This window comes from Allobosea sp. (assembly GCF_036675845.1).
Classification (GTDB): Bacteria; Pseudomonadota; Alphaproteobacteria; order Rhizobiales; family Beijerinckiaceae; genus Allobosea.
The window spans coordinates 14078-28293 of sequence record NZ_JAKFED010000057.1; the positions used below are offsets into that span (position 1 = coordinate 14078).

13 protein-coding genes are annotated in these 14216 nt (G+C 66.2%); all 13 read left to right on the top strand.

The window, feature by feature from the left end; translation table 11 throughout:
- The first annotated feature begins 1 nt into the window (after window position 1).
- The 13 genes from V6M56_RS06310 (at window position 2) to nuoN (ending at window position 14170) form a co-directional block, all read left to right on the top strand.
- On the top strand, window positions 2-436 hold the full coding sequence (locus V6M56_RS06310; RefSeq protein ID WP_442881091.1) for a GFA family protein: 435 nt from the start codon (window positions 2-4) through the stop codon (window positions 434-436).
- A gap of 2 nt (window positions 437-438) precedes the next feature.
- Window positions 439-1629: an NADH-quinone oxidoreductase subunit D gene (locus V6M56_RS06315; protein ID WP_332682192.1), complete on the top strand. Its 1191-nt coding sequence runs from the start codon at window positions 439-441 to the stop codon at window positions 1627-1629.
- Window positions 1629-2912 carry an NADH-quinone oxidoreductase subunit NuoE gene (nuoE, locus tag V6M56_RS06320; RefSeq protein WP_332682194.1) on the top strand — a complete coding sequence of 428 codons (1284 nt, stop codon included), beginning with the start codon at window positions 1629-1631 and terminating at the stop codon, window positions 2910-2912. The genes V6M56_RS06315 and nuoE overlap by 1 nt, the downstream gene beginning before the upstream one ends.
- Before the next feature lie 10 nt (window positions 2913-2922).
- Entirely contained in the window at window positions 2923-4227 is a 1305-nt protein-coding gene (gene nuoF / locus V6M56_RS06325) for an NADH-quinone oxidoreductase subunit NuoF (RefSeq protein ID WP_332682196.1), read from the top strand.
- A 4-nt stretch (window positions 4228-4231) separates the two neighbouring features.
- The gene (nuoG, locus tag V6M56_RS06330) at window positions 4232-6295 is read left to right on the top strand and encodes an NADH-quinone oxidoreductase subunit NuoG (RefSeq protein ID WP_332682197.1); all 2064 of its coding nucleotides are present in this window, start codon (window positions 4232-4234) and stop codon (window positions 6293-6295) included.
- A gap of 7 nt (window positions 6296-6302) precedes the next feature.
- The gene (gene nuoH / locus V6M56_RS06335; protein WP_332682198.1) at window positions 6303-7322 is read left to right on the top strand and encodes an NADH-quinone oxidoreductase subunit NuoH; all 1020 of its coding nucleotides are present in this window, start codon (window positions 6303-6305) and stop codon (window positions 7320-7322) included.
- The gene (locus tag V6M56_RS06340) at window positions 7322-7561 is read left to right on the top strand and encodes a hypothetical protein (RefSeq protein ID WP_332682200.1); all 240 of its coding nucleotides are present in this window, start codon (window positions 7322-7324) and stop codon (window positions 7559-7561) included. Before nuoH ends, V6M56_RS06340 begins: the two co-directional genes overlap by 1 nt.
- Window positions 7562-7586: 25 nt before the next feature.
- Window positions 7587-8075 (top strand): NADH-quinone oxidoreductase subunit NuoI, encoded by a 489-nt coding sequence (nuoI, locus tag V6M56_RS06345; protein ID WP_332682202.1) that lies wholly within the window; start codon window positions 7587-7589, stop codon window positions 8073-8075.
- A gap of 133 nt (window positions 8076-8208) precedes the next feature.
- The gene (locus tag V6M56_RS06350) at window positions 8209-8832 is read left to right on the top strand and encodes an NADH-quinone oxidoreductase subunit J (RefSeq protein WP_332682203.1); all 624 of its coding nucleotides are present in this window, start codon (window positions 8209-8211) and stop codon (window positions 8830-8832) included.
- A complete protein-coding gene (nuoK, locus tag V6M56_RS06355; RefSeq protein ID WP_332682205.1) occupies window positions 8832-9137 on the top strand; it encodes an NADH-quinone oxidoreductase subunit NuoK in 306 nt (101 codons plus the stop codon). The genes V6M56_RS06350 and nuoK overlap by 1 nt, the downstream gene beginning before the upstream one ends.
- A gap of 26 nt (window positions 9138-9163) precedes the next feature.
- A complete protein-coding gene (nuoL, locus tag V6M56_RS06360; protein WP_332682206.1) occupies window positions 9164-11215 on the top strand; it encodes an NADH-quinone oxidoreductase subunit L in 2052 nt (683 codons plus the stop codon).
- Between the two features lie 4 nt (window positions 11216-11219).
- Window positions 11220-12731 (top strand): NADH-quinone oxidoreductase subunit M, encoded by a 1512-nt coding sequence (locus tag V6M56_RS06365; protein WP_332682271.1) that lies wholly within the window; start codon window positions 11220-11222, stop codon window positions 12729-12731.
- A gap of 11 nt (window positions 12732-12742) precedes the next feature.
- Window positions 12743-14170: an NADH-quinone oxidoreductase subunit NuoN gene (gene nuoN / locus V6M56_RS06370; protein ID WP_442881092.1), complete on the top strand. Its 1428-nt coding sequence runs from the start codon at window positions 12743-12745 to the stop codon at window positions 14168-14170.
- The last annotated feature ends 46 nt before the right edge of the window (window positions 14171-14216 follow it).

Sequence of the window (14216 nt, forward strand, 5' to 3'; positions counted from 1 at the left end):
GATGGGCGAAGCTGCGAGAGTCTCAGGGGGATGCCTGTGTGGCGCGGTGCGCTACACGGCGGTTCCCGAAAAGCCGGAGATGGACGTCTGCCATTGCCGCATGTGCCGGCGCTGGAGCGGCGGCGTCTTCATGTCGGTGCCGTGCCACGACCTCAAGGTCGCGGACGAGAAAGCGCTTGGCCGTTACGCTTCCTCCGAATGGGCCGAGCGGCTGTTCTGCAGGGACTGCGGCACCAGCCTGTTCTGGCGCTTCCAGGGTGGCGAGAGCGGCCATGTCGCCATCGCCTACCAGAGCTTCGACGATCTGCCCCCGGTGAGTTTCGCCGAGGAGATCTTCATCGACGAGAAGCCTGCTCTCTATGCCTTCGCAGGGGAGCGGCCGCGCAAGACCGGTGAGCAGGTGATCGCCGAATTCGCCGCGAAACAGGCGGGCTGAGAATGACCGAACACAACATCCGCAATTTCTCGATCAATTTCGGCCCGCAGCACCCGGCGGCGCACGGCGTGCTGCGCCTCGTGCTGGAGCTCGACGGCGAGATCGTCGAGCGCGTCGACCCGCATATCGGCCTGCTGCATCGCGGCACCGAGAAGCTGATCGAGGCCAAGACCTATCTGCAGGCGCTGCCCTATTTCGACCGGCTCGACTATGTCGCGCCGATGAACCAGGAGCATGCCTATTCGCTTGCCGTCGAGAAGCTGATGGGCGTCACCGTGCCGCGCCGCGGCCAGCTCATCCGCGTGCTCTATTCCGAGATCGGCCGCATCCTCTCGCACATCCTCAACGTCACCACGCAGGCCATGGACGTCGGCGCCCTGACCCCGCCGCTCTGGGGCTTCGAGGAGCGCGAGAAGCTGATGATCTTCTATGAGCGGGCCTGCGGCGCGCGCATGCACGCGGCCTATGTCCGGCCCGGCGGCGTCCATCAGGACCTGCCGACCTCGCTGATCCACGACATCGCCGAATGGTGCGACCCGTTCCTCAAGGTCTGTGACGATCTCGAGACCCTGCTCACCGACAACCGCATCTTCAAGCAGCGCAATGTCGACATCGGCGTCGTCGATCTCGAGACCTGCTGGAAATGGGGCTTTTCGGGCGTGATGGTGCGCGGCTCCGGCGCCGCCTGGGACCTGCGCAAGAGCCAACCCTATGAATGCTATGAGGAGATGGATTTCGACATCCCCATCGGCAAGAACGGCGACTGCTACGACCGTTACTGCATCCGCATGGAAGAGATGCGCCAGTCTGTCTCGATCATGAAGCAGTGCTGCGAGAAGCTCCTGGGCGCCGATGGCGGCGGGCCGGTCTCCTCGCTCGACGGCAAGATGGTGCCGCCCAAGCGCGGCGAGATGAAGCGCTCGATGGAAGCGCTGATCCACCACTTCAAGCTCTATACCGAGGGCTACAGGGTGCCCGAGGGCGAGGTCTATGCCGCGGTGGAGGCGCCCAAGGGCGAGTTCGGCGTCTATCTCGTCTCCGACGGCACCAACAAGCCCTATCGCTGCAAGATCAAGGCGCCGGGCTTCGCCCATCTCCAGGCCATGGATTTCATGTGCCGCAAGCACATGCTGGCGGACGTCTCCGCCATCCTCGGCTCTCTCGACATCGTCTTTGGTGAGGTGGACCGCTGATGTCCGTCCGTCGTCTCGCGCCCGATTCAGTCCAGCCCGCCGCCTTCGCCTTCGATCCGGCGAACGAGAACTGGGCCGACCAGCAGATCGCCAAGTATCCGGAAGGCCGCCAGGCCTCGGCCGTGATCCCGCTCCTCTGGAAGGCGCAGGAGCAGCATGATGGCTGGGTGCCGCGCGCCGCGATCGAGGCTGTCGCGAAGAAGCTCGCCATGGCGCCGATGCGCGTGCTGGAGATCGCGACCTTCTACACCATGTTCAACCTGCAGCCGGTCGGCGAGCATTATATCCAGCTCTGCGGCACGACGCCCTGCGCCCTGCGCGGCGCGGAGGCGCTGAAGAAGGTTTGCGAGGACGTCATCGGCCCGCAATCGACCGTGACGGCCGACGGCAAGCTCTCCTGGCTCGAGGTCGAGTGCCTCGGCGCCTGCTGCAACGCGCCGATGGCGCAGATCAATTTCGACTATTACGAAGACCTGACGCCGGATAATTTCCGCGCCTTGCTCGACGACCTGCGCCATGGCCGCCCGACCAAGCCCGGCCCGCAGATCGACCGCTCCTGCTCGGAGCCCGTCGGCGGCGGCGAGACGCTGAAGGACGCCGCGCTCTATGACGGCTCGGTGATCGGCGCCGGCGACTGGCAGAAGCGCATCGCCAAGCAGCGCGAAGAGACCGCGATCAAGATCGCCAGCGAGAAGGCGGCCGCCGAAGCCAAGGCGAAGGCCGAGGCCGAGGCTGCCGCAGCGACCGGCAAGGCCGGCCCGACCGATACCAAGACGGCGCCGGCCCCCGAGGCGGCGACGCCTGGCCGTCCGAAGCCTTCGGCTCCGGCCCAGCCGGCGAGCGCCGCGCAGGACACGCCTTCCGCCACCGGCAAGGCGATCAATGACGCTGAGCCCAAGGCGACGGAAGCTGCCAAGCCTGCGCAAGCCGCCAAGCCCGCGCGAGCCGTCAAGGCGGCTGCTCCTGCTGCGCCCAAGCCGGCCGAAGCCAGCTCTGTCGCGGAAACCAAGCCCGCGCTGCTTGTCGCGGCCCGCAATAGCAAGCCCGACGATCTCGAGCTGATCTGGGGCGTCGGGCCGAAGCTGGCGAAGATGCTGAACGCGATGGGCGTCTGGCACTTCGACCAGGTCGCCGCCTGGACCCCGGCCGAGCTGGCCTGGGTCGATGCGCGCCTGACCGGATTCAAGGGCAGGGCGGTTCGTGACGACTGGATCAGCCAGGCCAGGAAGCTCGCGACCGGCTGGCGGCCGGAATCGGCCCTCGGCGACAAGCCGGTGAAGTGAGGCAAGGACCATGCTCGCAGATCGCGACCGCATCTTCACCAATCTCTACGGCCGGCATGACCTGTCGCTGAAAGGCGCCATGCAGCGCGGTGCCTGGGACGGCACCAAGTTCCTGCTCGAGCAGGGCCGCGACTGGATCATCGACGAGATGAAGAAGTCGGGCCTGCGCGGCCGCGGCGGCGCCGGCTTCCCGACCGGGCTGAAATGGTCGTTCATGCCCAAGCAGAGCGACGGGCGCCCGCATTACCTCGTCGTCAACGCCGACGAATCGGAGCCCGGCACCTGCAAGGACCGCGAGATCATGCGCAACGACCCGCATACGCTGGTCGAGGGCTGCCTGATCGCCTCCTTCGCGATGGGCGCGCATGCGGCCTATATCTACATCCGCGGCGAATATATCCGCGAGCGCGAGGCGCTGCAGCGCGCCGTCGACGAGGCTTATGCGGCAAACCTCATCGGCAAGAACAACAAGCACGGCTATCCCTTTGATCTCTATGTGCATCACGGCGCCGGCGCCTATATCTGCGGCGAGGAGACGGCGCTGCTCGAGAGCCTCGAGGGCAAGAAGGGCATGCCGCGGCTGAAGCCGCCTTTCCCGGCCAATGTCGGCCTCTATGGCTGCCCGACCACCGTCAACAACGTCGAGTCGATCGCGGTGGCGCCGACCATCCTGCGCCGCGGCGCGAGCTGGTTCTCGTCGATCGGCACGCCGAACAATGTCGGCACCAAGCTGTTCTGCGTCTCGGGGCATGTGAACAAGCCCTGCAATGTCGAAGAGGCGATGGGCCTGACCTTTCGCGAGCTGATCGAGCGCCATTGCGGCGGCATCCGCGGCGGCTGGGACAATCTCAAGGCGGTCATCCCCGGCGGCTCCTCGGTGCGCATGGTGCCGGCCGAGCAGATCATCGACACGCCGATGGATTTCGACTCGCTCTCCAAGCTGAAGTCCGGCCTCGGCACCGCGGCGGTGATCGTGATGGACAAGTCCACCGACATCATCCGCGCCATCGCCCGCATCAGCTATTTCTACAAGCATGAGAGCTGCGGCCAGTGCACGCCCTGCCGCGAGGGCACCGGCTGGATGTGGCGCGTCGTCAGCCGCATGGCCGAGGGGCGGGCGCAGAAGCGCGAGATCGACATGCTGCTCGACGTTTCGAAGCAGATCGAGGGCCACACCATCTGCGCGCTGGGCGATGCTGCCGCCTGGCCGATCCAGGGCCTGATCAACCATTTCCGCCACGAGATCGAGCAGCGCATCGACGATTATGCCGCCAACCCGCATGGTGAGCCGGTCAGGCTCATGGCGGCGGAGTGAGACCATGACCAAACTCCTCATCGACGGCATCGAGGTCGACGTTCCGCCGGAGTACACGCTGCTCCAGGCCTGTGAGGCTGCGGGCGCCGAGGTGCCGCGCTTCTGCTTCCATGAGCGGCTCTCGATCGCCGGCAACTGCCGCATGTGCCTGGTCGAGGTGAAGGGCGGCCCGCCCAAGCCGCAGGCCTCCTGCGCCATCGGCGTGCGTGACCTGCGTCCCGGCCCCAATGGCGAGCCGCCGGTCGTCTCGACCCGCTCGCCCATGGTCAAGAAGGCGCGCGAGGGGGTGATGGAGTTCCTGCTCATCAACCACCCGCTCGACTGCCCGATCTGCGACCAGGGCGGCGAGTGCGACCTGCAGGACCAGGCGATGGCCTATGGCGTCGACAGTTCGCGCTATGCCGAGAACAAGCGCGCCGTCGAGGACAAGTATATCGGCCCGCTGGTGAAGACCGAGATGACGCGCTGCATCCATTGCACGCGCTGCGTCCGCTTCACCACCGAGGTCGCCGGCGCCACCGATCTCGGCGCCATCGGCCGCGGCGAGGACATGGAGATCACCACCTATCTCGAACAGGCGATGAGCTCCGAACTGCAGGGCAATGTCGTCGATCTCTGCCCCGTCGGCGCGCTGACCTCGCGGCCCTACCAGAACAAGGCCCGGCCCTGGGAACTGACCAAGACCGAATCCGTCGACGTGATGGACGCGGTCGGCTCGGCGATCCGCGTCGATTCCCGCGGCCGCGAGGTGATGCGCGTCCTGCCGCGCATCAACGAGGCGGTGAACGAGGAATGGATTTCGGACAAGACCCGCCACATCGCCGACGGCCTGAAGACGCAGCGGCTCGACCGCCCCTATATCCGTGAGAACGGGGCGCTTCGCGCCGCGAGCTGGAGCGAGGCGCTTGGCCTGGTCGCCGGCAAGCTCAAGGCGGCCAAGCCGGAGCGCATCGGCGCCATCGCCGGCGATCTCGCCGCGGTCGAGGAGATGTTCGCGCTGAAGGCGCTGATCGCGGGCCTGGGCTCGGCCAATCTCGACTGCCGCCAGGACGGCGCCAGGCTCGATCCGAAGTTCGGGCGCGCCAGCTACATCCTCAATGCCGGCATCGCCGGGATCGAGGACGCGACTTCGCTGCTGATCATCGGCGCCAATCCGCGCAAGGAAGCGGCGATCATCAATGCCCGCATCCGCAAGCGCTGGCTGCGTGGCGATTTCAAGGTCTCGGTCATCGGCGAGCCCGTCGACCTGACCTATGCCCATGACTATCTCGGCGCCGGCCCCGAGACGCTGGCCGATCTGGTCAAGCGCGCCCCTGGCGCCGGCGAGCGGCCGCTGGTCCTGGTCGGGCAGGGCGCTCTCGCCCGCGCCGACGGCGCGGCCGTGCTCTCGCTCGCCGCCAAGGCGGCCCAGGTGCTGGGCGCGGTCAAGGAGGGCTGGAACGGCTTTGGCGTGCTGCACACCGCGGCGGCGCGGGTCGGCGGGCTCGACCTCGGCTTTGTGCCGGGCGAGGGTGGCCAGGATGTCGGCGGCATGACCGCCGCTGGCGCGCTCGACGTGCTCTATCTGCTCGGCGCCGACGAGGTCGAGGTGCCGGCCGGCGCCTTCGTGATCTATCAGGGCAGCCATGGCGACAAGGGCGCCCACCGCGCCGACGTGATCCTGCCCGGCGCCACCTACACCGAGAAGTCCGGCACCTATGTCAACACCGAAGGGCGGGTGCAGATGGCGGCCCGCGCCACCTTCCCGCCCGGCGACGCCAAGGACGACTGGGCGATCCTGCGGGCGCTCTCGGCCGCCCTCGGCAAGGCGCTGCCCTTCGACTCGCTCGGCGCGCTGCGCCAGGCGCTCTATGCCGCGCATCCGCATCTTGCGGCGGTGGACGCGGTCAAAGCGGGCGATGTCGCCGGTCTTTCGCAGCTCGCCGGCCTCGGCGGAGCGACCGGGAAGGCGGGCTTCGTCTCCGCCGTGAGCGATTTCTATTCGACCAACCCGATCGCGCGCGCTTCGGCCGTGATGGCGGAATGCTCGGCGCTGGCCTCCGGCCGGCTCCGGCAGGCGGCGGAGTAAGCCTGAGATGAACTGGGACCTCGTCCTCGATCTTGCGATCATGGCCGGCAAGAGCCTGCTCCTGCTGGTCTGCCTGCTCGTCTTCATCGCCTTCATCCTGCTCGCCGACCGCAAGATCTGGGCGGCGGTGCAGCTTCGGCGCGGCCCCAACGTGGTCGGGCCGTTCGGCCTGTTCCAGAGCTTCGCCGACCTTTTGAAGTTCGTCTTCAAGGAGCCGATCATCCCCTCCGGCGCCAACAAGGGCGTCTTCCTGCTGGCGCCGCTGGTCTCCTGCGTGCTGGCGCTCGCGGCCTGGGCGGTGATCCCGATCGCCGAGGGCTGGGCCATCGCCGACATCAATGTCGGCGTGCTCTATATCCTCGCGATCTCCTCGCTCGGCATCTATGGCGTCATCATGGGTGGCTGGGCCTCGAACTCGAAATACCCGTTCATGGGCGCGCTGCGCTCGGCGGCGCAGATGGTCTCCTATGAGGTCTCGATCGGCTTCGTGATCATCACGGTGCTGCTCTGCGTCGGCTCGCTGAACCTCTCGGCCGTGGTCGAGGCGCAGAACTCCAGCGCCGGCCTGTTCGGCTGGTACTGGCTGCCGCTCTTCCCGATGTTCGTGGTCTTCTTCATCTCGGCGCTGGCCGAGACGAACCGCCCGCCCTTCGACCTGCCGGAGGCCGAATCGGAGCTCGTCGCCGGCTTCATGGTCGAATACGCCTCGACCCCGTATCTGCTGTTCATGCTCGGCGAATACGTGGCGATCATGACCATGTGCTCGCTGACCACGATCCTGTTCCTCGGGGGCTGGCTGCCGCCGTTCCCGGTGGCGCCCTTCACTTGGCTGCCGGGCGTGTTCTGGTTCGCGCTCAAGGTCTGCCTGGTCTTCTTCATGTTCGCGATGGTGAAGGCCTTCGTGCCGCGCTACCGCTACGACCAGCTGATGCGGCTGGGCTGGAAGGTCTTCCTGCCGCTGTCGCTGGCTTCGGTCGTGATCGTCGCCGCGGTGCTGCAGGTCACCGGCTGGGGGCCGGTGCGGTAGTGGGAAGCTGGGCCGGCCCGCTCGGAGCCCTGATCGGCTTCGGGCTCGGCTGGCTCGAATACAAGTTGATCTCGGGCGTCGTCACGGCAGGCCTGCGCCGGACGAACCCTTCGAAGACGCAGGCCGAGCACGATGACTACGAACGGCGCATCCGCTGGCTCGAAGCCATCCTGCTGGTGTTGATGGTCGGCGGCATGCCGATCTTTGGTTATGTGATCGGCCGGACGTTCTTCGGCTGAAGGGAATGAAGAGGGACGAGAGGCGATGACACTCGCGCAAGCCGCCAAGGGACTGCTCCTCAAGGAGTTCGTCGGCGCGTTCGTTCTGTCGATGCGCTATTTCTTCAAGCCCAAGGCGACGCTGAACTACCCCTTCGAAAAGGGGCAGCTCTCGCCGCGCTTCCGGGGCGAGCACGCGCTGCGCCGCTATCCCAACGGCGAGGAGCGCTGCATCGCCTGCAAGCTCTGCGAGGCGATCTGCCCGGCGCAGGCCATCACCATCGAGGCCGGCCCGCGCCGCAATGACGGCACGCGGCGCACGACGCGTTACGACATCGACATGACCAAGTGCATCTATTGCGGTTTCTGCCAGGAAGCCTGCCCGGTCGATGCCATCGTCGAGGGGCCGAATTTCGAATTCGCCACCGAGACGCGCGAGGAGCTGTTCTACGACAAGGACCGGCTGCTCGCGAACGGCGCCCGCTGGGAACGCGAGATCGCGCGCAACCTCGCGATGGACGCGCCTTATCGCTGAGGACGCAGACCGCGCGCGCGGTTGTCGCGCCCGGCAGGCCTGACTATAGACGCTCCAAACTGCATCGGGACTCACGTCCCGGCGCGCGACGAAAAACGAGGGCCGCCCGAGACGGGCGGAAAGGCTGGCGAAGATGAATGCCGCAGCGGCTTTCTTCTATCTGTTCTCCGGGATCACCATCGCCTCCGGGCTGATGGTGGTGGCGGCGCGCAATCCCGTCCATTCGGTGCTGTTCCTGATCCTCGCCTTCGTCAACGCCGCCGGCCTGTTCCTGCTGCTCGGGGCCGAGTTCCTGGCGATGCTGCTGGTGGTGGTCTATGTCGGCGCCGTCGCGGTGCTGTTCCTCTTCGTCGTGATGATGCTCGACGTCGATTTCGCCGAGTTCCGCCAGGGATTCGGGCAATACCTGCCGATCGGCGCGCTGATCGGCCTGATCTTCGCGGTCGAGTTGCTGCTCGTCGTCGGCACCTGGGCCATCGATCCGCAGATCGTGCGCGCCCCCGTCGCGGCGATTCCCAGCAATGTCAGCAACACCGAGGCGCTCGGCCAGGTGCTCTACACCCAGTATATCTACTACTTCCAGGCGGCGGGGCTCGTCCTGCTCGTCGCCATGATCGGCGCCATCGTGCTGACGCTGCGCGAGCGGCCGGGCGTCAAGCGCCAGGACATCATCGCGCAGAACGCCCGCACCAAGGCCACTGCGATGGACGTCAAGAAGGTGCCGTCGCGCGCCGGCGTTCCCGAGGAGCTCGCGTAATGATCGGCCTGGGCCATTATCTCGCGGTTGGCGCGATCCTGTTCACGCTCGGCGTGCTCGGCATCTTCATCAACCGCAAGAACGTCATCGTCATCCTGATGTCGATCGAGCTGATCCTGCTCGCGGTGAACATCAACTTCGTCGCGTTCTCGAGCTTCCTCGGCGACATCGTCGGCCAGGTCTTCGCGCTCCTGGTGCTGACGGTTGCGGCCGCCGAAGCCGCCATCGGCCTTGCCATCCTCGTCGTCTACTTCCGCAACCGCGGCACGATCGCGGTGGAAGACATCAACATGATGAAAGGCTGAGCGCCCGCCAGCGCCCGCATCCTGCCATGTATCACGCGATCGTCTTCCTCCCTCTGATCGGCTTCCTGATCGCCGGCCTGTTCGGCCGCCTGATCGGCGCGCGCGCCTCCGAGATCGTCACCACGGCCCTGCTGCTGGTCGCGGCGCTGCTCTCCTGGATCGCGCTGTTCCAGGTCGGCTTCGGCGCCGGCACCACCCGCATCCAGGTCGCGACCTGGATGGCCTCGGCCGATCTGCGCGCCGATTGGGCCTTCCGCATCGACACGCTGACCGTGGTGATGCTGGTCGTCGTCAACACCGTGTCGTCGCTCGTGCACCTCTACTCGATCGGCTACATGCACGAGGATCCGCATAGGCCGCGCTTCTTCGCCTATCTGTCGCTGTTCACCTTCGCCATGCTGATGCTGGTGACGGCCGACAACCTGGTCCAGATGTTCTTCGGCTGGGAAGGCGTCGGTCTCGCCTCCTATCTGCTGATTGGCTTCTGGTACCAGAAGCCCTCGGCCAATGCCGCGGCGATGAAGGCCTTCATCGTCAACCGCATCGGCGATTTCGGCTTCCTGCTCGGCATCTTCCTGGTCTTCGTGCTGTTCGGAGCGGTGACCTTCGACGCGATCTTCCCGCGGGCCGGCGAGCTCACCACGCAGACCTTCCGCTTCCTCGGCTATGAGTGGAACGCGCTGACCCTGACCTGCCTGCTGCTGTTCATGGGCGCGATGGGCAAGTCGGCGCAGTTCCTGCTGCACACCTGGCTGCCGGACGCGATGGAAGGGCCGACCCCGGTCTCGGCGCTGATCCATGCCGCGACCATGGTCACCGCCGGCGTCTTCATGGTGGCGCGCCTGTCGCCGATCTTCGAGTACGCCCCGGTGGCGCTCACCGTCGTGGTCGTGGTCGGCGCGACGACGGCCTTCTTCGCCGCGACGGTCGGCCTCGTCCAGAACGACATCAAGCGGGTCATCGCCTATTCGACCTGCTCGCAGCTCGGCTACATGTTCGTCGCGCTCGGCGTCGGCGCCTATTCGGCCGGCATCTTCCACCTCTTCACCCACGCCTTCTTCAAGGCGCTGCTGTTCCTGGGCGCCGGCTCGGTCATCCACGCGATGCATCACGAGCAGGACATGCGGAACATGGGCGGCCTGCGGAAGCACATCCCGCTGACGGCCGCAGCGATGACGATCGGCACCCTGGCGCTGACCGGCTTTCCCTTCTTCGCCGGCTACTTCTCCAAGGACGCGATCATCGAGAGCGCCTTTGCCTCGGTGCCGCATGGCGGTTTCGCCAGCTCCTATGCCTTCGTGCTGCTGGTGGTCGCCGCCTGCTTCACCTCCTTCTATTCCTGGCGGCTCTATTTCATGACCTTCGAGGGCAAGCCGCGCTGGGCCGGCCATGGTCATGACGCGCACGGCCATGACGATCATACGCACGCGGCCCACGGCCATCATGACGACCACGCGCATGCCTCGCATGGCGATGCCGCGCATGGCGATGACGCTCACGGGCATCACGAGCACACCCCGCATGAGAGCCCGCTCTCCATGCTGATCCCGCTCGCTTTGCTGTCGCTCGGCGCGGTCGCGGCCGGCTTCGCCTTCAAGGAGGCCTTCATCGGCCACGACTACGAGGCGTTCTGGAAGGGTGCGCTGTTCACGGGCAAGGACAACCACATCCTGCACGCCATGCACGAAGTGCCGAAATGGGTCGTCTGGTCGCCCTTCGTCGCCATGGTGCTCGGCTTCGTGCTGGCGCTCTACATGTACGTGCTGCGGCCGGACGTGCCGGGCAAGCTGGCGGCCGCCAACCCGGTCCTGTACCGCTTCCTGCTCAACAAGTGGTATTTCGACGAGATCTACGACTTCCTGTTCGTGAAGCCTTCGATGTGGCTCGGGAAGTTCCTCTGGAAGAAGGGCGACGGCTTCGTCATCGACGGCATGGGGCCGGATGGCATCTCCGCCCGGGTGGTCGACGTCACCAACCGCGTCGTCCGGCTGCAGACCGGATTCGTCTATCACTATGCCTTCGCCATGCTGATCGGCGTCGCCGGGCTGGTGACCTGGTATCTCCTGGCCCGCGGGTGAGATGATGTTCGGTTTCGGTATCCTCACCGGTCTTCTCGTCCTGCCGCTGGTCGGCGCCGCCTTCATCCTGGCGCAGCGCGGCGACGAGGCCTCGGTCAATTCGAATGCGCGCTATGCCGCGCTGATCGCGACGGTCGCGACCTTCATCCTGGCGCTGATCGCCTGGGGCCGGTTCGACTCGGCCAATCCCGGCTTCCAGATGGTCGAGACCCATGGCTGGGTCTCCGACGCCATCAAGTTCAAGCTCGGCGTCGACGGCTTTTCCTTCCCCTTCGTGGTCCTGACCGCCTTCCTGATGCCGTTCTGCATCCTGGCGTCGTGGACCTCGGTGGAGAAGCGGGTGCGCGAGTACATGGTCGCGTTCCTGATCCTCGAGACGCTGATGATCGGCGTCTTCGTCGCGCTCGACCTCGTGCTGTTCTACCTGTTCTTCGAGGCCGGCCTGATCCCGATGTTCCTGATCATCGGCATCTGGGGCGGCAAGCGCCGCGTCTATGCCAGCTACAAGTTCTTCCTCTACACGCTGCTCGGCTCGGTGCTGATGCTGCTGGCGCTGATGGCGATGTACTGGAACGCCGGCACCACCGACATTCCGACCTTACTGACGCACCACTTCCCGGTCTCGATGCAGCCTTGGCTCTGGCTCGCCTTCTTCGCCTCCTTCGCGGTGAAGATGCCGATGTGGCCGGTCCACACCTGGCTGCCGGATGCCCATGTCGAGGCGCCGACGGCCGGCTCCGTCATCCTTGCGGCGATCCTGCTGAAGATGGGCGGCTACGGCTTCATCCGCTTCTCGATCCCGATGTTCCCGGATGCCTCGGCGATGTTCGCGCCGCTGGTCTTCGCGCTCTCCGTCATCGCCATCGTCTACACCTCGCTGGTGGCGCTGATGCAGGAGGACATGAAGAAGCTGATCGCCTACTCCTCCGTCGCCCATATGGGCTTCGTGACGATGGGCCTGTTCACCCTGACGGCGCAGGGCATCCAGGGCGCGATGTTCCAGATGGTCAGCCACGGGCTGGTCTCGGGTGCGCTCTTCCTCTGCGTCGGCGTCATCTATGACCGCATGCACACCCGCGAGATCGCGGCCTATGGCGGGCTGGTCAACCGGATGCCGCTCTATGCGGTCGTCTTCATGATCTTCACCATGGCCAATGTCGGCCTGCCGGGCACCAGCGGCTTCGTCGGCGAGTTCCTGACGCTGCTCGGCGCCTTCAAGGCCAATCCCTGGGTCGCCTTCATCGCGACCTCCGGCGTCATCCTCTCGGCCGCCTATGCGCTCTGGCTCTATCGCCGCGTCGTCTTCGGAGAGCTGGTCAAGCCGGAGCTCAAGGCCATCACCGACCTGAACGGCCGCGAGATCGCGATCTTCGCGCCGCTCGTCCTGCTGACGATCTGGTATGGCATCGCGCCCGGCACGATCCTGGACGCGTTCGCGGCGCCGACCGAAGCGCTCATCAAGAACTATCAGGCCGCCATCGCCGCCGCCAAGACGGCCATGCTGGTCGCACAATAAGGCTGATCGAGATGACCTTGCCCGCTCTCGGCCCTGCGCTGCCGGAAATCGTCCTCGCGCTCGGCGCCATCGCCATGGTGCTCTACGGCGCCATTCGCGGCGAGAGCGCGACCCGCGCGCTCGAAGGCGCGGCGCTCGCTTTGTTCGCGCTGGTTCTGGTTCTGGTGCTGCGCGGGGAGGGCACGGTCGTGACCTTCAACGGCGCCTTCGTCGCCGATGGTTTCGCTCGTTTCATGAAGGTGCTGACGCTGCTCGGCGCCGCCGCGAGCGTGCTGCTCTCCGCCGATTTCCTGCGCCGCGACGGCGCCATGCGCTTCGAGTTCCCGATCCTGATCGTGCTCGCGACCGTCGGCATGATGATGATGATCTCGGCCAACGACCTGATCGGCCTCTATGTCGGGCTGGAGCTGCAGTCGCTCTCGCTCTATGTCGTCGCCGCCTTCAGCCGCGAGAATGAAAGGTCGACCGAGGCCGGCCTGAAATATTTCGTCCTCGGGGCGTTGTCCTCGGGCATGCTGCTCTACGGCGCCTCGCTGGTCTATGGCTTCACCGGCACGGTCAGCTATGCCGGTATCGCCGCGGCGGTGCAGGGCGGGCATCCCGGCCTCGGCCTCATCTTCGGCCTGGTCTTCATCGCCGCCGGCGTCGCCTTCAAGATCTCGGCCGTGCCCTTCCATATGTGGACGCCCGACGTCTATGAAGGCGCACCGACCCCGGTCGCCGCCTTCTTCGCCTCGGCCCCGAAGGTCGCGGCGATGGCGATGACGGTGCGTATCTTCGTCGGCGCCTTCCCCGGCGCGCTGCACGACTGGCAGCAGATCATCCTCTTCATCTCGATCGCCTCGATGGCGCTCGGCGCCTTCGCCGCCATCGGCCAGCGCAACGTCAAGCGCCTGCTCGCCTATTCCTCGATCGCCAACATGGGCTATGCGCTGGTCGGCCTCGCGCCGGGCACCGCCGCCGGCGTCCAGGGCGTGATGACCTATATGGCGATCTATCTCGCCACCACGCTCGGCGCCTTCGCCTGCATCCTGATGATGCGGCGCGATGGCAAGCCGGTCGAGTCGATCGACGAGCTCGCCGGCCTGTCGCGGACCAATCCGTGGATGGCCTTCGCCTTCTCGATGATGATGTTCTCGCTCGCCGGCATCCCGCCGCTGGCCGGCTTCTGGGCGAAGTTCTACGTCTTCCTCGCCGCGATCGACGCCAAGCTCTACACGCTCGCCGTCATCGGCGTCGTGACCAGCGTCGTCGGCGCCTATTACTATCTGCGCCTGGTCAAGGTCATGTATTTCGACGACGCCAAGCCGGCCTTCGACAAGGGCGATGCCAGCGTGCGCGGCGTGCTCCTGGTCTCGGCCCTGTTCGTGCTGGCGCTTTCGCTGATGCCGGCACCGCTGTTCAACTCGGCGGCCGCGGCGGCGAAGTCGCTATTCTGATGCTCTGCCGTCATTCTCGGGCGAAGCGAAGCGCAGACCCGAGACT

Bases quoted from the DNA above. Each gene is read 5' to 3' on its own strand.
- V6M56_RS06310 (WP_442881091.1), top strand. From the start codon at position 2: ATGGGCGAAGCTGCGAGAGTCTCAGGGGGATGCCTGTGTGGCGCGGTG.
- V6M56_RS06315 (WP_332682192.1), top strand. From the start codon at position 439: ATGACCGAACACAACATCCGCAATTTCTCGATCAATTTCGGCCCGCAG.
- nuoE (WP_332682194.1), top strand. From the start codon at position 1,629: ATGTCCGTCCGTCGTCTCGCGCCCGATTCAGTCCAGCCCGCCGCCTTC.
- nuoF (WP_332682196.1), top strand. From the start codon at position 2,923: ATGCTCGCAGATCGCGACCGCATCTTCACCAATCTCTACGGCCGGCAT.
- nuoG (WP_332682197.1), top strand. From the start codon at position 4,232: ATGACCAAACTCCTCATCGACGGCATCGAGGTCGACGTTCCGCCGGAG.
- nuoH (WP_332682198.1), top strand. From the start codon at position 6,303: ATGAACTGGGACCTCGTCCTCGATCTTGCGATCATGGCCGGCAAGAGC.
- nuoI (WP_332682202.1), top strand. From the start codon at position 7,587: ATGACACTCGCGCAAGCCGCCAAGGGACTGCTCCTCAAGGAGTTCGTC.
- V6M56_RS06350 (WP_332682203.1), top strand. From the start codon at position 8,209: ATGAATGCCGCAGCGGCTTTCTTCTATCTGTTCTCCGGGATCACCATC.
- nuoK (WP_332682205.1), top strand. From the start codon at position 8,832: ATGATCGGCCTGGGCCATTATCTCGCGGTTGGCGCGATCCTGTTCACG.
- nuoL (WP_332682206.1), top strand. From the start codon at position 9,164: ATGTATCACGCGATCGTCTTCCTCCCTCTGATCGGCTTCCTGATCGCC.
- V6M56_RS06365 (WP_332682271.1), top strand. From the start codon at position 11,220: ATGTTCGGTTTCGGTATCCTCACCGGTCTTCTCGTCCTGCCGCTGGTC.
- nuoN (WP_442881092.1), top strand. From the start codon at position 12,743: ATGACCTTGCCCGCTCTCGGCCCTGCGCTGCCGGAAATCGTCCTCGCG.